At 27.7% G+C, this 21,297-nt stretch carries 17 protein-coding genes; 7 read left to right on the top strand and 10 right to left on the bottom strand.

Annotation, left to right across the window (positions count from 1 at the left end):
* Positions 1 to 40: 40 nt before the first annotated feature.
* Together nrdG and nrdD are read right to left on the bottom strand one after the other, a co-directional pair.
* Positions 41 to 559: an anaerobic ribonucleoside-triphosphate reductase activating protein gene (gene nrdG / locus OC535_RS06360; protein WP_024721351.1), complete on the bottom strand. Its 519-nt coding sequence runs from the start codon at positions 557 to 559 to the stop codon at positions 41 to 43.
* 2 nt (positions 560 to 561) lie between these two features.
* Positions 562 to 2,721, bottom strand: a complete 2,160-nt coding sequence (gene nrdD, locus OC535_RS06365; protein WP_024721352.1) for an anaerobic ribonucleoside-triphosphate reductase — start codon at positions 2,719 to 2,721, stop codon at positions 562 to 564.
* Between the two features lie 344 nt (positions 2,722 to 3,065).
* Here nrdD and OC535_RS06370 point away from each other — a divergent pair, with 344 nt between their 5' ends.
* On the top strand, positions 3,066 to 3,746 hold the full coding sequence (locus OC535_RS06370; protein ID WP_498823426.1) for a PIG-L family deacetylase: 681 nt from the start codon (positions 3,066 to 3,068) through the stop codon (positions 3,744 to 3,746).
* A 699-nt stretch (positions 3,747 to 4,445) separates the two neighbouring features.
* Here OC535_RS06370 and OC535_RS06375 read toward each other — a convergent pair.
* The 4 genes from OC535_RS06375 to OC535_RS06390 form a co-directional block, all read right to left on the bottom strand.
* Positions 4,446 to 5,294 carry a hypothetical protein gene (locus OC535_RS06375; protein ID WP_227053090.1) on the bottom strand — a complete coding sequence of 283 codons (849 nt, stop codon included), beginning with the start codon at positions 5,292 to 5,294 and terminating at the stop codon, positions 4,446 to 4,448.
* A gap of 71 nt (positions 5,295 to 5,365) precedes the next feature.
* Positions 5,366 to 6,310: a glycosyltransferase family 2 protein gene (locus tag OC535_RS06380; RefSeq protein WP_498823427.1), complete on the bottom strand. Its 945-nt coding sequence runs from the start codon at positions 6,308 to 6,310 to the stop codon at positions 5,366 to 5,368.
* Entirely contained in the window at positions 6,297 to 6,704 is a 408-nt protein-coding gene (locus tag OC535_RS06385; protein WP_024721356.1) for a GtrA family protein, read from the bottom strand. Before OC535_RS06385 ends, OC535_RS06380 begins: the two co-directional genes overlap by 14 nt.
* Positions 6,676 to 9,114: a YfhO family protein gene (locus OC535_RS06390; protein ID WP_498823429.1), complete on the bottom strand. Its 2,439-nt coding sequence runs from the start codon at positions 9,112 to 9,114 to the stop codon at positions 6,676 to 6,678. The genes OC535_RS06385 and OC535_RS06390 overlap by 29 nt, the downstream gene beginning before the upstream one ends.
* Positions 9,115 to 9,255: 141 nt before the next feature.
* Between OC535_RS06390 and OC535_RS06395 the strand changes: the two genes are divergently transcribed.
* From OC535_RS06395 to OC535_RS06405, 3 genes are read left to right on the top strand one after another with little or no spacing between them, the layout of a single operon-like run.
* Entirely contained in the window at positions 9,256 to 9,957 is a 702-nt protein-coding gene (locus tag OC535_RS06395) for a response regulator transcription factor (protein WP_024721358.1), read from the top strand.
* Complete coding sequence (locus OC535_RS06400; RefSeq protein WP_024721359.1) at positions 9,950 to 11,272, top strand: histidine kinase dimerization/phospho-acceptor domain-containing protein; 1,323 nt, start codon at positions 9,950 to 9,952, stop codon at positions 11,270 to 11,272. The genes OC535_RS06395 and OC535_RS06400 overlap by 8 nt, the downstream gene beginning before the upstream one ends.
* A 40-nt stretch (positions 11,273 to 11,312) precedes the next feature.
* Entirely contained in the window at positions 11,313 to 11,825 is a 513-nt protein-coding gene (locus tag OC535_RS06405; protein ID WP_024721360.1) for a dUTP diphosphatase, read from the top strand.
* A gap of 74 nt (positions 11,826 to 11,899) precedes the next feature.
* Here the strand turns inward: OC535_RS06405 and OC535_RS06410 are convergent, their stop codons facing one another.
* The gene (locus OC535_RS06410; RefSeq protein ID WP_024721361.1) at positions 11,900 to 12,595 is read right to left on the bottom strand and encodes a LytTR family DNA-binding domain-containing protein; all 696 of its coding nucleotides are present in this window, start codon (positions 12,593 to 12,595) and stop codon (positions 11,900 to 11,902) included.
* A 200-nt stretch (positions 12,596 to 12,795) separates the two neighbouring features.
* Between OC535_RS06410 and OC535_RS06415 the strand changes: the two genes are divergently transcribed.
* Both OC535_RS06415 and OC535_RS06420 read left to right on the top strand, forming a co-directional pair.
* Entirely contained in the window at positions 12,796 to 14,775 is a 1,980-nt protein-coding gene (locus tag OC535_RS06415; protein WP_498823430.1) for an ATP-binding cassette domain-containing protein, read from the top strand.
* Positions 14,768 to 16,438, top strand: a complete 1,671-nt coding sequence (locus OC535_RS06420) for an ATP-binding cassette domain-containing protein (RefSeq protein ID WP_498823431.1) — start codon at positions 14,768 to 14,770, stop codon at positions 16,436 to 16,438. Before OC535_RS06415 ends, OC535_RS06420 begins: the two co-directional genes overlap by 8 nt.
* A gap of 23 nt (positions 16,439 to 16,461) precedes the next feature.
* On the opposite strand, the gene OC535_RS06425 is transcribed toward OC535_RS06420, so the two are convergent.
* Positions 16,462 to 18,237, bottom strand: coding sequence for an ABC transporter ATP-binding protein (locus tag OC535_RS06425; protein ID WP_227052011.1), 1,776 nt, complete (start codon positions 18,235 to 18,237; stop codon positions 16,462 to 16,464).
* Entirely contained in the window at positions 18,230 to 19,960 is a 1,731-nt protein-coding gene (locus OC535_RS06430) for an ABC transporter ATP-binding protein (protein WP_498823432.1), read from the bottom strand. Before OC535_RS06430 ends, OC535_RS06425 begins: the two co-directional genes overlap by 8 nt.
* 83 nt (positions 19,961 to 20,043) lie before the next feature.
* Between OC535_RS06430 and OC535_RS06435 the strand changes: the two genes are divergently transcribed.
* On the top strand, positions 20,044 to 20,865 hold the full coding sequence (locus OC535_RS06435) for a MerR family transcriptional regulator (RefSeq protein WP_227052015.1): 822 nt from the start codon (positions 20,044 to 20,046) through the stop codon (positions 20,863 to 20,865).
* 37 nt (positions 20,866 to 20,902) lie between these two features.
* Here OC535_RS06435 and spx read toward each other — a convergent pair whose 3' ends face one another.
* Complete coding sequence (gene spx, locus OC535_RS06440; RefSeq protein WP_498823433.1) at positions 20,903 to 21,289, bottom strand: transcriptional regulator Spx; 387 nt, start codon at positions 21,287 to 21,289, stop codon at positions 20,903 to 20,905.
* Positions 21,290 to 21,297: the final 8 nt, after the last annotated feature.

The following is a 21,297-nucleotide window of genomic DNA, read 5'->3' on the forward strand; positions in this document are numbered from 1 at the left end:
CCTAGTTAAAGGTAGTTTTTAAGTTGAATAGATCTTTATATTAGTTCTTTTTATAATAACGACTGCCACTATATAAAACGATTTCCTGCTTTTTTAAAGTTAATTGAACATCGATTACTCTTTGATTAGAAGAACCACGAAACCTTAATTTACGATCTTTTAATTCATCTACAAAAGGTCCGTCTACTAGTATATCTATATATGATAATATCTCTTCATCAAACTTTTCAATCTCCTCATATAGATAAGATGAATAAAGCCATATCGTTTTATTTTGACAGTGCTGTTTAACCTTCTTTAATAAGTTAGATATATCTTTTCGATTTTCTGGTTCTAACGGTTCACCACCAAGAATTGTTAAACCGACAATATGAGGCTGATTTATTAACTCAATCAAAATATTTTCAATTTCATCATCGAACACTTCTCCACCATTAAAATCCCATGTTTCTGGATTAAAACAATTAGGACAATGACGATGACATCCCTGAACATATAGCGAAACTCTTATTCCCTCGCCATTAGCAATATCCGTTTTTCTTATCTGAGCAAATCTCATTATTATTCCCCATATAGATGATTATCTAGATGAACAAAACGCTCGGCAATTTCCTGAGTTCTCCCCTGATTCCAGAAATTATCACCTAGATATCCGCATGTCCGGCGACATACATTTAATGTCTTATGATTACGATTGCCACAATTTGGACAATACCATTCACGATTTTCATCTAATAAAATCTCACCATCAAAACCACATTCTTGGCAATAATCAGATTTAGTATTAATTTCTGCATATTGGATCGTTTCATACATATAATCGATCAAAGCAGAAAGGGCATCTAAATTTTCTGACATATTAGTTACTTCAACATAACTGATTGCGCCACCAGAAGAAACTTTTTGGAATTTGGCTTCCACTTCTAATTTTTCAAAAGCATCAATATGCTCTTTTACATTAACATGATATGAATTAGTTAAATAATCTTTATCCGTAATTCCTTCAACGATTCCAAAACGTTTTTTCAACGCTCTTGCAAAAGTATATGTGGTAGATTCTGCTGGTGTTCCATATAATCCAAAACCAAGACCTGTTTCTTCCTTCCAGCTGTCACAAGCTTCTCTTAAACGTTCCATGATCTTAGTAGCTAACTCATTACCCTCTTTTGAAGTATGGGTTTGCCCTATTAATGCCACGACACATTCATATAATCCTATATAGCCAAGAGAAATAGTTGAATAACCATTTTCTAATAATTTATCAATTTTTTCTCCTGATTTCAAACGGGCTAAAGCTCCATAACGCCAATGAATCGGACTTACATCAGCTAATGTTCCTTTCAAACTTTCATGACGCAATAGTAAAGCTTCTTTACATAATTCTAATCTTTCATCTAAAATTTTCCAGAAATTATCAAGTTTATGATTAGCTGATAATCCAGCATCCGCTAAATTTAAAGTAACAACTCCCTGATTAAAACGTCCATACCACTTATATTCACCGTTTTCATCTTTCCAAGGCGATAAAAAGCTTCGACATCCCATGCATGGAAATACTTGTCCTTCATAATTTTCTCTCATAACTTTAGCCGAAATAAAATCAGGCATCATACGCTTAGAAACACATTTAACCGCTAAATCAGTCAAATAACGATATTCACTATCTTGAGGGACATTATTATCATCTAACACATATAGCAGCTTAGGAAAAGCTGGTGTTACATAAGCTCCGACTGGATTTTTCATCCCAACATAGCGTTGCCGTAATGTTTCTTCAATAAGCATTGCTGTTTCTTTGATATATTCTGGTTCTTCTCTTAAATACATAAATACTGACAAAAATGGTGCTTGGCCATTAGTAGTAGAAAATGTATTAATTTGATACTGAATTGTTTGGATTCCTGCCTTTATTTCGTCTTTTAATCTTGTATTAGCAATTTTTTCTACTTGCTCATCTGTATAGTTGATTCCAATTAAATGTCCTTCATGACGAACATTACGCTGATGTTTTTCATAACTTAATCTAACATATGGTGATAAATGGGCCAGCGAGATCGTCTGACCGCCATATTGACCATTAGCCACCTGCTGAACGATTTGTGTTGCCACTGTACATGCTGTTTGTAATGATTTTGGTGTTTCGATCAATTTATCATTGATCACTGTTCCATGAGCAAACATATCTTTTAAGTTTACTAAATCACAATTATGCATTTTTTGAATGTAATAATCCATATCATGAAAATGAATGATTCCATCATCATGAGCTTGTACGATTTTTGGAGGCAAAAGTAGTCTACGACAATAATCTTTAGAAAATTCACCAGCAATCAAATCTCTTTGCGTTGCTAAAACAGTTGCATCTTTATTAGAATTTTCTTCCATTGCCTCTTTATTAGTTTGATTTACGATTCCGTAAATTTCATTATCAATTGTATTAGTTTCACGTTGAAATTCTCTTACTTTGCGATAACCTTCATACGCTTTAGCAGTTAAAATTTGACCTTTTTCGATCAATTTTTCAAAAACTTGTCCTTCAATACGATAAATTGAAATATTACTTCCATCATATTTATGCCAATCTTCTATTTCTACTGCAATATCATGAGCACATTTTTCATCAACGATGCCACTTCCACATTTCATTGCTTTTAATATCGCATTTTCAATCTTTTCAGCATCAAACTCAACTTTTTTTCCATCTCTTTTTACTACTTTCATACTACTTCTTCCCTCCTAAAAATTCTATATCCATCGTATCAAAAAATATCTAAATATAAAAATAATATGCACCATTACTAGCATCTTATCTTCAAACAATTACTAATTATAACCGAAATCACAACGAATTTCTTCAATTTTAGAAAATTAGTAAATAAAAATTTAAACCTGTTCATTCTTCAATAATTTACAATGTTGCTTTTTCCTAAAACAGTCAAATATCTATTTAAACCAACGAAAGAGATTTTAACAATTATATCTAAATAAATCAATATTTAGATAATCTTAAGTTCTTTTAAGAAAGCTTTTATTTTATTAATTCATTATCATGTTAAAATTAAAACATGAAAAAAATTATCGTTATCTGTTTAATATTACTTTGTGGCTGTACAAATGCTAGTGTTAAATTACAGCAAATAAAAAATAAAGATTTATTTAATAAATTTAATATTTCTAATTACCAAAATATTATGATCGTAGCACATCCTGATGATGAAACAATTTGGGGAGGTGGCCACCTTTTACAAGACGATTATCTTGTAATTTGCTTAACTAACGGAAATAATCAGATTCGTGCTAAAGAATTCGAGAAAGTTATGGACCAAAGTCATAATACTGGGATCATTCTTGATTATCCTGATAAAACTAATGGTAAACGTGATAACTGGAAAACAGTTTATCATGAAATTGAAGCTGATTTAAATTACATATTAGCTAATCATTCCTTTTCTACGATCGTTACCCATAATCCCCGAGGTGAATACGGCCATGAGCATCATAAAATGACTAGTACTATCGTTACAAATATCGTTAAAAATTTAAAAATCACTAATAATTTATCTTATTTTGGTCGTTACTATAAAAAAAGCAATCCTATTTTACCAATGAAACATACTTATGATGATAATTTATTAACACAAAAGAATCAGCTGATTTCTAATTATCGCTCTCAGAAGAAAGTATGTGATAATCTAAGTCATATGTTTCCATATGAAAATTGGATCAGTTATAATGACTGGTATTAAAGTATATTTTTTAATTAATATCTTTTTAAATGTATAAAAAGTCTAAACTATTAATTCTTAGTATATGCTAGGTATAATAATATTTAGACTTTTTTATTGAAGTAATTTGTTTACATCAAACCAATTATCTAGAAATTTTAATGAAAATAGGATTTTGTTGCACTCTATATTTTTATTTAATTCCTTAACACGTTTTCTAATTGTCTTATGTGATTATTTTTCGATAAAAAACATTATAAAATCTAATTCTTTTCTTCTACACTTAAATCCTAATAATCTATTATTATACAATATCATTAAAAAAAGAAATTAATTATATTACAGCAACCATTTATCAAGCCTAAATTACCTGCCAAAAACACATTAAGCTATACGATTTTGAATAGATGACTTTAAATATCTTATTATCTCACCAAAGTACATATAATTTATCACTATTTAAAACAGTACTTTTCCATAATTAATTAAATAATGTTTAATAGCATTATCATCTTTATTTATTGCTTGTAACTATTCTATAACTAAAATATAAAAATTATTCTTTTCTATTAAAATTTTATATAATAGTTCAACAATATAAAAGCTATATGAATAATATATCCAAAAATTGGTTATTTTACATAATTTCAATAAGAGAAAATTAAATTTATAAATAATCTTTGTACTATTTAATTAAAAAAGAGTGCTATTTTATAACACTCAATAATAATAATTACGATTATATGTAGGATATTTACGCTTTAAAATCACATAAACAACAATCAACACGACACCTATTACACCACAAACTAAGCCCGAAAAATGTAAACTATCGACGGGGATATCAATACTCATGCCTAATACCCTCATTCCAATAGTGAATTCCATGGCATTAACTACTAAAGGTAAGAATAAGCCAATGATTATTCCTGAACTCAATGAACTGATCCCGCTACATAAAGTCCATTTAAAATATGATTTATTAATTACCCCTAATAATACAATAATAACTATTAAACTAATTATGCAAACTACTCTAGTAAAAGTATCGCTTAAAGTACTATATGTTTTAATAAACTGTTTTGTTCCTGGGGTAGCTGTCTGAATCTTCTCTACTGTGCTTTTTATCTTATTTTGTAATGTACTGTCTTCATCAGCTAATTTAGTTTGAATTTTATCTATTTGCTCTTGAGGAATTTCTTTTCCGATTGCTTCTTCGATTTCAGGAATACTTTTATCTAGAGCATCTGATAATTGTGATAAAATTTCATCCGTCTTCACTTCACTGCCATTATTTATCGATTCTGTAATCTGATCTAATAAATCACCAGTAACATTATTTAATGTATCATTATTTTTGATTACATCTTCAACTTTATCAATAGTTTCATTACTAACATCTGGAAATGTACTATTTAAAATTTCTTTAATTCCGGTGCTTGCTTCTTGAACAACAACTGCATTAGTTACTGTTTTTGTCGACATCGTTCGAATTGATAAATTTACACACAATATTATAGTTACCCCCACCATAATAACTGTTAAAAGTATATTTAAAAATTTTTTCATTTTATATACCTCCATATCCTCTAGTATATTATAGTTCCTTTTATCCTCTAAGTCAAAAAAAGGATTTCTCTTTAATTATATTCCTGTTTACGATTACTATCCTTAACAATATAAATAGGTCGTGCTTTATTTTCCATATAATCTTTAGATACATACTCTCCTAATATAGCAATTAATAGCATTTGTGTCCCGCTTAGAAACAAAATTAAACAAACTATTGTTGTATAACCACTAACACTATTTCCAAATAATAAAGTTGATATGGCGGTATAAAGAGATAAAATTATTGATCCAATAAATAGAAATACTCCAAAAACTCCTGCTAATTTTAGTGGTGCTGTAGAAAAAGAAAACATTCCTTCTAAAGCATAAGAAAATAAACTTTTAAAATTCCACTTTGTACATCCCGCAGCTCTTTCGACATTATTAAAGGGAATCCATTTAGTTTCAAAACCAACATAAGAAAATAGACCTTTCATATAACGATTATATTCCCTTATTTTTAAAATCGAATTTACCATCAATCTACTCATCATCCTAAAATCACCAGCACCATCTGACATATCCAATTTTGACAAACGCTGCATAACTTTATAAAAAGCTTTACTTAAAAAATTACGTAAAGCACCTTCTCCTTCGCGATCCATCCGTTTTCCAGCACAGCAATCATATCCTTCTTGACTAACGGCTTGATACATTGGAGCTAATAATTTAGGCGGATGTTGAAGATCAGCATCCATAATAACACAATAATCACCTACAGATTTTTCCAGCCCTGCAAACATTGCCGCCTCTTTTCCAAAATTACGAGAAAAAGAATAGTAATTACAATGATCATCTATAGCACAAATATCTTTCAATAAACTGATCGTATGATCACTACTGCCATCATCAATAAATAAGATTTCATAATCAACATTTTCGATTTTTTCCAACTCTTTAGTTACTTCTTGATGAAATAATGTTAAGACCTCTTCTTCATTATAACAAGGAACAATAACACTAATTTTGTCCATATTCATGATCTCCTCTCACAGCAAAAATACTAAATTTGCATAAACTATAGTTTGAAATAACAGTAATTATACTAACGACGATTTTAGAGAGCATCTCATTAGCTCCCAATAGCTGGATGAACCCAAACAATAAGACACTTTCAACAATTAATGTTCCTAAACGCATCGCAAAAAAATGATATGCTTCCCTTCCTGCTTCATTAACACTTTTAAAAACAAAACGTTTATTGGCCCAAAATGCAAAAATCACTGCCCCGATCCATGAAACAACATTTGCAATCAACCAGTTTTGATCAATGATCTTGATAACGGACCAATAAATAACAAAATTAACCATGGTCGTACAACCACCTACAAACACATAACTAATCAATTCTTTTAACTCTTTTTTCATCCTGCCATCTCCCTTGAAAAACTAATAAAATAATTCCTAAACAACTTATTAAAAGGCCAGCATTTTTCATCGGTGCATTAAATATAATTGTAACTTGATGTTTTCCTTTAGATATTTTTGCTCCTAAAAAAGCCTTATTAACGCATTCATTTTTTACTTCTTTACCATCAATCAATATTTTATAACCATCTTGATAAACAAATGAGGTTACAAGATAGCTATCTTCTTTTACATCGATCATGCCTTTTGCAAGCGTATTTCTTTGATTATATTCACCTTTAAAAGCATCAATTTCCTGATTACGGTTTTTTATAACATCATAATCGATTACATGAATCTTTATATTAGATAAGTCATATCGTCCTTTTGAAAATTCAATCGCTAATTTATCTAATCTTTCATTTTGACTTAATACATATGTAAAATGATTATTATGATTAGGGTATGGAGCACTCGTTGCTGATAATTTATTTTTGATGCCATTGATCGTAATACTTGTATCCGTATTTTTTATCAATTTCACTTTCTTTAAATCAAACTCAATAATTAAAATCTTATTTTCTAAATTCTGCTCAAGATTTAATACCAGCTTAGATTTTTTCTTTGTATTTATACGATAACCATTATCTAACTTAATTATCCCTAAATCATCACTTTTATTATTAATTGTTGTTTTTAAATCAATTGACTCTACTTTACTTTGATAATCACTTCGATCAGTTTTTACAATTGTGTTATTATAAATCGTATCTAGTGTTTTTGGAAAAGTTAATTTATCAAACTCATCTTCACTATAAATATCACTCGAAGCATATATTAATGGTAATACATCATTATTTTGATACACATGATTTTCTATTTCTTGATAACCGATAGGAACGATCGTTTCACTATATATTGTTTTTACTGCCATCAGTCCTTGAAAAAATATATTTGAATTAGATAAACACGCAACTCTATTTCGGATACTTATCGGATTATTAATAATATCATAATAAAATTGGTTATATCGCGAATTACTGATTGAACTATAAATAGAGGTTCTAAAAATATTATCTTTTACCTGATTTACGGTATTTAAAGACTCTTTAAAAATATCTGTTCGACTATCATTATCATATTTAAGATTATTTATTTTAGAGACCTGTTGATATGTCTTAGTTGTAACAAAATTTTCTGTCTGATTATCAAAATAACTTATAATAAGGGGAAATGTCATTAATAACAAAACTGTAGATTTTGTAAATTTTAAATATAATAATAAAGCTATCATACATGCTGCCATATCCAAAACAACTAACGGCTGTTGATAAATTGTTGCTACTGGTAAAAGTAATAAAATAATCATCTTGAAATCAAGCTTTATTGAATTTTGTTTAAAATATTGTAATACATAAATAGTTAAATATATTATTAAAGGGATTAGGGGTATTAAGATCTTTGCTCTAGGATATAAAAAACCATTTAAAACAAATGAAAAAACGGGGATAAACAAAAGTAATAATAGCCAGATACTTAAATAACGAACTTTTTTGATTTTTAATCCCAATATCAATCCTATCCAGGCAAAATATCCAAGTCCACATCCATAATGATCATACAATAATGATTCAAAATTAAATCTTGGAATCAATAAACTCCATATATTTATTGACGTATTGTTGCTTTGATGATTTTCAAGCATTACATATGCGGTAGGCAACAGTAAAACAGCACAAATCATTATTCCTATTATTAAGGGTCTGATAAAGAAAAATACTTCTTTAAAACTTAATTTTCTTTCAAGTCTTATCATTTCAAAACAATAATAACTAAAAATCACTAATAAAGCAGCAATACTAAAAAAATAACTATTTGTAATTATTCCTACAACTGCCACGATCAACAGACTTACTTTCTTTTTTTCAATATATATATCAACTGCTATTAACGCTAAAATCAACATTGCCATATAATCAACAAACATTATTTGGCGATGACTTTGAAAAAGCAAAGAAGAAGATAGTAATGTAACTGCACCAGTTAAACATAACCAAATATTAAATTGCTTACGTTTTAACCAGTAATAGCATAAATTAACACTTAAAACTATATTAATTAACATATAGGTAATTATTATATCTTTCATTTCTACTGACGGTAATAGACAACTAATTAATACATCTATTCTGAATAAACCATAGTAAGATAAATTATAAATATTTTGTCCCGCACCAATGTTAAAAGCAAAATCAGGAAAAATAGTTTTGTTTTCTAACATTACATTTCTAATGTAATCAGCCAGATTAACATGTTGCGAAAGCCAATCTGTATTTGAACCAAAGATACTTAAAGAAGGCATAATAAAATAAACTATCATTATAGTTAAACATGTTAAAAATATAAATGGATAAACATTTCTTCTTTTCATTACTATCATTCTCCTGCTTAGTATTATCTATCATATTCCTTAAGAACAGCCTAAAGAACATCTAAATATTTCTTAATTTTTGGTTTATTAATTTCTTAATAATCAATATAATGTATAATAAATACGAAAGTTGGTGAATATATGATAAATAATAAAATTTTAATTGCTGATGATAATCCTGAGATTCGAGAAGTTCTAAATGTACTTTTATCTAGTGAAGGTTATGAAGTTATCGAAGCTAAAGATGGTCAAGAAGTAATTAACTTAATTGATGCTGATATTGATTTATATATTCTTGATATTATGATGCCTGTTATAAATGGTTATCAAGCATGTATCGAAATTCGTAAAAAATCAAATGCTCCTATTTTGTTTTTAACAGCTAAAACTCAAGAAAGTGACAAAACCCTTGGTTTTTCTAGTGGTGGCGATGATTATCTTTCAAAACCTTTTTCTTACAATGAACTAACAACAAGGGTTAAAGCATTACTAAGAAGATATTATATCTATCAAGGAAAAGTTGATAAATATAATATGACTGAAAATAAAATCATATACAACAATATAGTTATTGATCCTAATAACGAAACCGTATTTCTAGATAATAAACAAATCGAATTAACATATATCGAATATCAAATTCTGTATCTACTTTTAAGTAATCGCAAACATATATACTCTACCCAAGCTCTTTATGAAAAAATTTGGAATGAACCATATTACTACAGTGCTAATAATACTATCATGGTCCATATTCGTAATTTGCGAAAAAAGATCGAAAGTGACCCTCAAAATCCTAAAATAATTAAAACTATTTGGGGTAAAGGTTATCGTTGTGATTAAGCATTTTTTTAATAAACTTAGTGTTCAAATAAGTGCTGTAATTATTTTATTAGGTACCCTTGCAATCGTTGTATTTTGTTTGTTGTATATGGCAAGAGAAAATTTTTTTGAATTCACTCAGGATTTGGGAATTATTTCTGAAAATACTGAAGCTTATGCAATCAATATTGAAAATCAACTAATTGATAATAATGTATCAATCAATGATGTTGAAGAAATAGACAAAATTATTGGTACTAGTGAGATTTATAGTGTAAATCTTTATAATAAAGCTGATAATCTTGCTATAACGGGATCTTTTGCAACGATGCTTGATAATTTATTTATTGGTTATACTGTTTATGACACTGATATCATCTATGATGGTGATGAATATCATACTGATATTCAATTAAAAGATGGTAATGTTGAAATGTATGTGTATTCTTATGCAATCGCAAAACTTGTTATCCCTTATCTTGTATTTTCAATTATCATTGCCTTATCAATATTTTTAATTCCTACATATTTATTTATAAAACGAAAAGTTCATTATATTGAGAATTTAAAAAATGATGTCACATATATGTCTCAAGGGGATCTTAATCATCCAATTTTGATAAATAGTAATGATGAAATTGGTGAGCTGTCTGAGCAAATCAATAATCTTCGTCTAATCTTAAAAGATAATTTTGCTACTGAGGAAGCAAATCGTAAAGCTAATTATGAGCTCGTAACAGCTCTGTCTCATGATATTCGAACACCATTAACATCATTGATGGGATATTTAGATATTATCAGACTTAAAAAATACAGAAATGATGAACAGTATAATTTATATCTTAATAATTCAATCGATAAAGTTAATCAGATCAATGAACTGGCAAATAAAATGTTTGAGTATTTTCTTGTTTTTAGTAAAGAACAAGATACAGAATTAACAAAGATGTCTTTAGGTGTGATTTATGAATACATGATTGAAAATATCGATGTATTAAATGAACATGGTTTTATTATTGAAAAAAGTTTAGAACCAAGAGATGCATTTATTCGTGGTAACATTAATTTGATTAAAAGAATTATTAATAATATTTTTTCAAACCTGTTAAAATATGCTGAAATCAATCAGCCTGTTTATATAAAAATGATCACTGATGAAAATAATTTAAAACTAGTATTTAAAAATCAAAAGAAAAATACGACTAATTATATTGAAAGTAATCAAATCGGATTAAAAAGTGTCCAGCAAATGTTAAAGATCCATGATGGTTCTTTTATGGTTGTTGATGATGAAAATACTTTTAATGTTACGATTACAATTCCTTTGATGAAATAATTAGTGTATAATGATGATATATTTTAATTGAGGTGAACATATGCAAACAATCGCAAAATTTGAAAAAGTATCAGTTAAACAGTTTTTAAATGATTTTAAAGACAGTTTTCCTGAGTATCATGAAACAACAATAAATGAAATTTATGATTCATTGACATTGCCAAAAAGAGCTACAGTAGGCTCAGCCGGATATGATTTTTATACTCCAATCGATTTTATTTTAAAACCTAATGAAACTATCAAGATTCCTACTGGAATTAGAGTTTCTATTAATGAAGGCTGGTTTTTAGCAATCTTCCCAAGAAGTGGTTTAGGCTTTAAATATCGTTTACAATTAAACAACACTGTCGGGATAATTGACAGTGACTACTATTATAGTGATAATGAAGGTCATATTTTTATTAAAATTACTAATGATAGTAATGAAAATAAAACGGTGGAAATAAAAAAAGGACAAGGATTTGCCCAAGGAATATTTATGCCTTTTGGTATTTGTGAAGATGATGATACTGATCAACAGCGTAATGGTGGCTTCGGTTCAACAACTAAATAATGTAACAGTACAATTTAAGTACTGTTTTTTATTATAAACAAAAAATGGATAGACTTCTCTAAATCAACCCACTTTTATTTCTTTAAATATTCATCAATAAATGTATAAATTTCTTTTGATCTTGAACGAGCAATTTCAAAGGTCTTATATGTTTTATTAGTTTTAACCACGATTTGATAATGATTATATCTTAATATATGTTTTAAATTAACGATACTATCACGATTAACCATAATGAAACATGAATTTAATTTCTTATAAATATCTTTTAATGTCTTTTCCATTAATCGCTCTTCTTTATTGGTAAATATATATATTTTCCGATCAAGCATTTTAATATATTTAATATTTTTTTGTTTAAATAAAGTAATATTATTTCCAGCTGTTTTCAAACTAACATATTCTCTAATAAGAAGCTTGAAACAATCTTTAATATCTTTAAGCAATAATTTATCAATATCTTTTATGTCAATAAAATCATAAACATTAAGAAAATAAGAATTGTATCTTTTATATTTATCATTAGAAACAAAAATAATAATTATTTCTTTATTAAAAAAATAAAGTTCTTTAGCAATACTATTTCCAGGATAACTAGTATCATCTAAATCAATTATTACTATTTCATAATTCTTTTTTTTATCTACTAATTCATCTAATTTAGCTGTCTTGATAATACGATATTCATAATTTTCTTTAAATAATTCTTTTGAAATAAACTCATAAAGAAAATTATTTCTCTGTTTTGATAATATCGCAATATTTATCATTCTAAATGTTCCTCTCCCATATTTTAAACATCATTTTTCTCTTTTTAAACACCTAATTATATAAACCGTAGAAATTATAATATAATATGAGTAACTTACAAGTGACAAATGTCACATAATTATTAAAAATTTCAACATTATTATTTACTAATATCAATTGTAAAAATAGTGCTTATTTATACTTAGAAAGAGGGATTCTAATGATTAAATTAGATAATATAAAAATTAAGTATAATAACAATGTTATTATCAAACAAGGAAGCATCTCATTGTTTAATGGTGAAATTACTTGTATTAGCGGTAAATCTGGTTGTGGTAAAACATCATTATTATATTTGATTGGCTTACTTACAACAGAACAAAATTATTCTTATTATCTCGATGATCAATTGATCGATCTTCACGATAATAAGAAAATTGAATTAATCAGACAAAATAAAATAGGTTTCATTTTACAAGATAATACGATTCTTGAAGATTTATCAGTGATTGATAACATCTTTTTTCATAATAATGATAATAAATTAGCTAATGAGTTATTATCATATTTTGATCTTATAACTAAAAAAGATGTTTATCCTAAAAATTTATCAGCTGGTGAAAAAAGACGTTTATCAATATGTATTGCCTTAGCTAAAGAACCAGCAATTCTTATTGGTGATGAAATAACTGCTTCACTAGATCCTGAACAAAAAAATAATGTTTTTCAAAAGTTAAAACATTATGCTTTAGAAAATAACATTTGTGTTGTTCTTGCTTCCCATGATGATGTGATCATCAATAATTGTAATCATCTTTATGAAATTAGAAATCAAGAAATTATTGAATTAAGACATGTTTCATTATCAAAACCAGCTGTTTCAAAAAGTAAAGATCATGTCTACAATCTTAAAAAATATTTAAAAGCATATCAGAAAAAACATTATTTTAACTATCTTATTTCCACCTTTTTGATTGCTCTAGCATTATTAATGTGCAGTGCTATTACCTCAACCTTTCATGCCATCGAAACTGATTTCAACCAAACTTTTGATACTTTATCACCTAAAAAAATTGGTATCATTAAATTAAATGAAGAAGAGCTTAAAAATCGTGAAGAATCGCCACAATCTTATGAAAATGATATTCCCTACATTAGAGAATCATGGACAACGTTAACTGATAAAGAGATTCAAGCTATTGAAGACCTTGAAAACGTTGAAGATATTTATCCTTATTATGAATTGGAATATCGTATTGGTACTGTCTATATAAATAAGAAATCATTTATTTTTCCAGAAAATACCCTTATTTCTTTACAACCATATTATCAAAATGAAAGCAGTTATGATTATCGAGATGATGGTATATATATAAGTCAGAGGTTTGCCGACGATTTTAATATTAAAGTTAATGATACTATCAAAATTCCTTTAACAGTAGGATTTGCTCAAAATATTGACCTTTCTATAGAAAAAGTTATCTTGGAAACAAAGGTAATTGGAATTAAAAAAGACGATACTACGATTGTCAGTAGGAGTGAAAATTCAGAACTTGTATTAGCATTAAACCCTTATTATTTAAAAATCAGTGATAAACAATTTTATGATCTGTATCAACAGCTTACCCCGACATTACCACCGACAGGATCTTATATTATTTTTGCAACCAAAAATGAATATGTTCCTATAGTTATTGAAAACCTAAAGAAAACCTTTAATGAAAGTGAAATATCTTATACTTATCCAATTTATAAAGAAATGGAAACAATGAAACAAAACCAATTGGGTACTGAATACTTAGTGGAAATTACTGTCAGTGTAATGATTATTGGGTTATTGACTCTTATTAAATATATTCAATTAAAAAATCGTCAAAACGAATTAAATATGTTAAGAGTCAATGGTATTTCTAATAAAAAAATAATATCAGCTTTTTGTCAGGAATCACTGATTCAAAGTTTAAAAGTACTAGCAATAACAATGATCATCTATATTTTTATTTCTTTACCAAATCTATTTTTAGAGATTAAATTTCCTAATCTATTAATAGAGTTATCTTTATATGCTCGTCTATCAACATATGATCTAATAATTCTAATTATAGTCGCTATTCTTTCCTTTACCGCTCCGACATATCTTGTTCTTCGCACAATCTTGAAAAAAGATATTACAACATTATTAAGGGAAACTTATGATTAAAATTGAAAATATTGATCTTGCTTATGACCAGACATTGATCAAAGATGGTCGATTATTATTAAATGAAGGACAAATTACTGTGCTTAGCGGAAATAGCGACTGTGGTAAAACCACATTACTATACTTAGTTGGCTTAATTAATACTAATTGGCAATGTGATTATTATTTCTATGATAAAAAAATTAATTTACGAGCTGAGCAGAATAACAGTTTATTAAGAAGATATTATATTAGTAATGTTCTCCAAGAATTTGATTTACTTGATGATCTTAGAATAGATGAAGCACTTAAATCATTATCTTTATTAGCAAACCAAAAATACGATCCTGATGAAATTACAAATTTACTTTTACAACTTGATCTCGATATAAACTTAAATACTCTTATAAAAAATCTTTCTACTGGGCAAAAACAACGTCTTAATCTTTTATTTGCCCTAATAAAAAAACCAAAATTATTAATTCTTGATGAACCAACAAGTGCTCTTGATAAAGAAAATACTAAACTTTTTATCAAGATTCTAAAAGAAATCACAATTAAAAATAATTTAATTGTAGTTATTGCCAGTCATGATCAACAGATAATCGATAATGGTGATGTAGTTTACCAAATTCAAGATCAACAATTAAAATGTCTTAATCATGTTAATGAAGTCCCCTCTACTTTAAGTTATCAGAATGGATCAATTATTCCCTTTTTAAAAAATTACATTATTAATCACTTAAAAAGTAAACAATGTATGATCCTTTTACTTACAATTACATTGATTATTAATATTTGTATAATTTTCCAAACATATTTTGAATCCATACAAAATAAACAGTTAGAAAATATTATTTTAATGGGCGGTAATGAGTGTCTTTTAACAAAATCAGATAATTCTAAAATAAATAATTCTGAATTATTAAAATTTAAGAAACAGTATCGTTATTTAAAAGCTTATCCCTATACTAAAATAAAAACAACGCTCGAAGATAATACCACAGTTACTTTGATTCCCTATTTTCCTGAACAAGATAGATTTACTGATGGTTTCTACGCCACATCTAAAGTATATGATAAAATGAAGGATAAAAAATTTTTCACAGTTAATGTCTATAACAAAACAATTGTTATTAACAGTTTAAAAAATTATCAATTTTCCCAAGATAAAATCATTTATATAGATTATAAACTTATTAATGAATATTTGACAGATAGTCAATATCTGCTTATCTTTTCAACCCCCGAAGATGTCTTAACTTTTTGTAATAATACCTCTTATACATCCTCGCCAGTATTAAATAATTTAGATAGTTTAATGCATCATTATCATAGTACTGGTATTTATTTAAATTTGATTTTAGGTTTAATTTATGCCCTTTCAACAGTATTATCATACATTATTCAGTTTCAACTGCTTTATCACACTCAAAAAAGATTAACTTTATTTAAAGTACACGGTTTATCAATTAAACAATCTAATTTAATCCATATAATTATTTTATTTTTACAATATTTATCAATTACCATAATATCATTATTTATTTTGTCTTTCTTTACTAACCTTTTAAATTCATTATTAAAAATTTGTATTTGTCTTATCATTACAATAATAATTCCCCATATTTTTATAATTTATAAATTGACTAATAAAAAAATAATAGCCACAATAAAAAACTAAAAAGACTCATTTCGAGTCTTTTATTAATTATTTACAAACTGTGAATTATATAGTTTTTCATACACCCCCTGTTTAGCTAATAATTCCTCATGCGTTCCTTGTTCTACAATATCGCCATTGTTGATTACTAAAATTAAATCCGCACTTTTTATCGTTGATAAACGATGGGCGATAACAAAACTTGTTCTACCTTTCATAACTGTTTGCATTGCCTCTTGTAGCATTTTTTCTAAGCGAGTATCTACTGATGAGGTTGCCTCATCTAAAATTAAGATTTGAGGATCTTTTAAAATAGCTCGCGCAATCGTCAATAACTGTTTTTCACCTTGAGAAATGTTATTTGCTTCTTCATTAATATATGCATTATAACCATCAGGTAAAGTCCGAATAAAATGATGGACATTCGCCATTTTAGCTGCTTTGATTATTTCATCTTTACGGGCATCTAAACGACCATAGCGAATATTATCATAAATAGTTCCAGAATATAACCAAGTATCTTGCAACACCATTCCAAACATTGCACGCAATTCATTTCGTGGTAAATCTCGTATATCAATGCCATCAATCTTGATACTACCGCCTTTAACATCATAAAAACGTAATAATAGATTGATAATCGTTGTTTTACCTGCACCGGTTGGACCAACAATTGCTACCATTTGTCCTTTTTTTATTTGAACATTTAAATCTTTCATCAAATTTTCTTCATAATAACCAAATTGAACATGTTCAAAACTTACATTTCCCTGTACTTGATCAAGATGCTTAGGCAAATCAGCCTCTGGTACTTCTTCATTTTCATCAAGTAATTCAATAACTCTTCCTAAAGCGGCAAAAGCTGATTGAATTTGTGATGATAAACTAGAAATCTGTGATAAGGGATCATTGATTTGCCAAATATAACGAATAAATGCTTGTAATTGCCCAACTTGAAATGTTCCTGTAATTACCTCAATCGTTCCAACTACAGCTATTGCTCCGATAGCTAAATATGTAACTAATGAATTTAGTGGGGCAATAGTTGATGAAACAAATTGTGCTTTAAAAGCATTTGCTTTCAAGTTTTCATTAATACTTTCAAATTTTTCAATCGATTCTATTTGTTGATTATATAATAGAATTTCATTATACCCCGTATACATTTCTGTTATCGCACTATTTAATTCACCTAAAGCATCCTGTTGATTTTTAAATAATTTTTGACTTTTTCCAACTATTAATTTTGTTACTAATAGCGATAAAGGAATGATCATCGTTCCAATCAATGCCATTTTAAAATTAAGCATATACATCATACTCAACGCTAAAATAAGCGTTAATATCCCACTGACAATTTGTGTAAAACTTTGTTGTAAGGCATTCGAAATAGCATCGACATCATTTGTAATCCGACTTAAAACATCACCATAATGATGATTATCAAAATATCTTACTGGTAATTTACGAATTTTATTTTGTAAAGCATTACGAAGATCTTCCATTGTATGTTGAATTGCATTAGTTAAAAATACTGCTGATATCATTTGTGAAACAGTCTTGATAATGTAAATGATTGCTAGAGTGATGATTATTTTAATAATTATATCAAAACTAATTGTTATATTTGTCAAGTTACTGCTTTTAGCTACATCACTAGCTAATTGCGTTGTTATTTTTCCCTCAAAAGATGGAGCTAAAGCAATCGAAATATTAAAAGCAAAAATCATTATGATTGCAATAGCGAATTGCCATTTATAGGGTCTAATAAATGGTAAGAGCCCTTTTAAACTCTTTTTCAAACTATATTTATTATTCATAATTTAATTCCTCCTCACTTAATTGAGAAGTTGCAATCTCATAGTAAATTTGACACTCTTTTAATAATTGATGATGTGTTCCTTGCCCAACTACTTTTCCTTCATTTAAAACAATAATTTGATCAGCATCCATAATACTGGAAATTCTCTGGGCCACAACTAACATGATCAATTCACTCATTTCTTTTTTCAATTCTTTTCTTAAAACCGCATCCGTTTTAAAATCTAAAGCCGAAAAGGAATCATCAAAAATATAAATTTGGGCTTTTCTCACTAATGCTCTAGCAATACTTAAACGCTGTTTTTGTCCACCCGAAACATTAGAAGCACCTTCACTTATAAGCTCATTAAAACCATTTTCTTTATCCATAATAAATGAATAAGCCTGAGCTACTTTAGCTGCATGAATAACTTCCTCATCAGTAGCATCTTTTTTACCAAAGCGAATATTATCTGCAATACTGCCACTAAAAAGTACTGCTTTTTGGGGAATCACCCCTAATTTATCACGTAGTTGTAAAACATCATAATCTCGGATATCTTTTTCATTAATTTTTATCCTTCCTTTACTTACATCATAAAATCTTGGAATTAAATTAACTAACGTACTTTTACCTGAACCTGTACTGCCAATAAATGCCACTACTTCTCCTTTTTTAGCTTTAAAAGACACATCATATAATACAGGTTCCTCACCATCAGGATATGCAAAAGTAACATGATCAAATTCAATACTTACTTCATCATTAAACTTATCATCAACCGGATCATTTTTTATTGACGGCTCCAAATTAAATACTTCTTGAATTCGTTTTGCTGATACTTCAGCTCGTGGATACATCATAAAAACTGTACAAAAAAGCATAATTGAAAACATCGCATGAAATAAATAATCCATAAAAGCAACAAGCTGACCGATTTCTAAAGAACCACTAGAAATCAGATGTGCTGCTACCCAATATATTGACATCCCCGCAATATTCATCAGCATAAAGAAAATTGGCTGGGTCATAATCATAATTTTAAATAATTTCTTTGAATATTTAGTGAAATGATAATTAGTTTCCACAAAACGTTTTTGTTCATACGAATCATTGTTAAATGCCCTAATTACCCTGATTCCACTAAGATTTTCTCTAGAAATGCGATTTAAATCATCTAATGAACGCTGTTGATTTTCAGAAATAGGTTTAGTTATTTTCGCAACTAAAAAAACTCCTAAAATAATGATAGGAATCGTTGCAGCAATAATATACGATAAACGAAGCGATGCTTGAGCTGTCATAATAAAACTAAAAATGAACATAATTGGCGTCATTAGTGCCGTTCTAAGTAATACATTTACGAACTGCTGTATCTGAAATGCATCGTTATTCGTTCTTGTAATCATTGAAGATGTTCCTATTCGATTAAATTCATTAGCTGTAAATTGTTGTACTTTTTTAAAAATATCATTTCTAATATCACGTGTAATTGAAGTTGAAATTTTAGCACAGCAATATCCTAAAGCAATAGTTCCACCCACACCGATAAAAGAAACTAAGGCAATGCAGCCACCCATCATATAGATAAAGCTTGTGTCTTTATTAGTAACTCCAATATCTATCATTGTTGCTACAATGGTCGGAATTCCTAATTCAACTAAAACAAATCCAAAAACTGAAACCACGTTAAAAAAGAACAGTAATTTATAGTTTTTTAAATATTTTAAGATTAATTTCATTTCTTTCTCCTTTCATTGTATTGTGAAGCAACTAATTTAATGATAAACTATAAGGTAACCTTATAGTCAAGGAGGATTAGTAAATGAAAGAGAAATTATTAAGTTGTGGTACTTTTGCTAAAATATGTGGTGTTGAAAAACATGTTTTATTTCATTATGATGAAATAAATCTTTTTAAGCCCATCTATGTTAATGATAAAGGATATCGCTATTATTCATATCGTCAATACGACACTTTTAAAGTAATCATAGCTTTAAAAACGCTTGGAATGTCTTTAAAGGACATTCAGATCTACCTTGATAAACGTACTCCTGAATTATTTTTAGAACTATTGAAACAGCAGGAAAATAAATTAATCGAATATATTAATGAAATGCAGCATATTCATGAGTTGATTAAAAGTTACCAAACATTTACTACTGATGCTTTAAATTCAAATTGTAATGAAATTAAAGTTGAATATTTTGAGGAGACTAAATTACTATTATCAGCAAATTTAGAAAACTCCAATTCTAAAAATTTTGCTTCATTTATGCATGATTATACAACCTTTATTGAAAATCATCACATAATAACTGGTGAATTTGTTGGTTTGATGATGAAACTAGATAATATTCGTAATAATAATCTTAATAACTATTCTTATCTTTTTACTACTACAAATAATCCTTCGCAACAAGTTTTTGTTAAAAAGGCTGGTTATTATTTATGTGGATATCATCGCGGTAGTGAAGATAAGTTATATGATTCATATTTACAAATGTTACAATACGCTAAAAACAATGGTATTAAGTTAGGTGAATTTGCATTTGAAGAGTATATTATTTCTGATATTTGTGAAAGATCTAAAGATAATTATTTAACTAGAATTACAATTGAGATAATCACTACAAAAAATAAATGATTCAATATATAAAAAGCTGTAACTTTAAACAATAAAATCACAGCTTTTTATCTTTTTTATTATTTTTTCTTTGATCACGCGGAATAAAAACTCTTATCTCTTCCTCATTATATCCAACTAGAAAATGATGTTCATCCAATACGATCGGTCTCTTTAATACTGAAGGATTAGTTTTGATAAAATCAATTAAATCATTCATTTTCATACTATTAAGATCCAACTTAGTTCCTCTAATAATTTTACTATTTTTAGAAATAATGTCATCTGTACCATTTTCACATCTTTCTAATATTTCTCTTATTTCAAAAACATGCAAATCTGATGAAAAGATATTTTTTTCAATAAAACTTAAATTATGCTCTTTTAACCATTTAACGACGTTACGTCCTGAGCGACTACCTGGAGCTGTATATACTCTTATCATAATTTCCT

This window comes from Clostridium sp. Marseille-Q5894 (assembly GCF_946902305.1).
GTDB lineage: Bacteria > Bacillota_I > Bacilli_A > Erysipelotrichales > Coprobacillaceae > Thomasclavelia.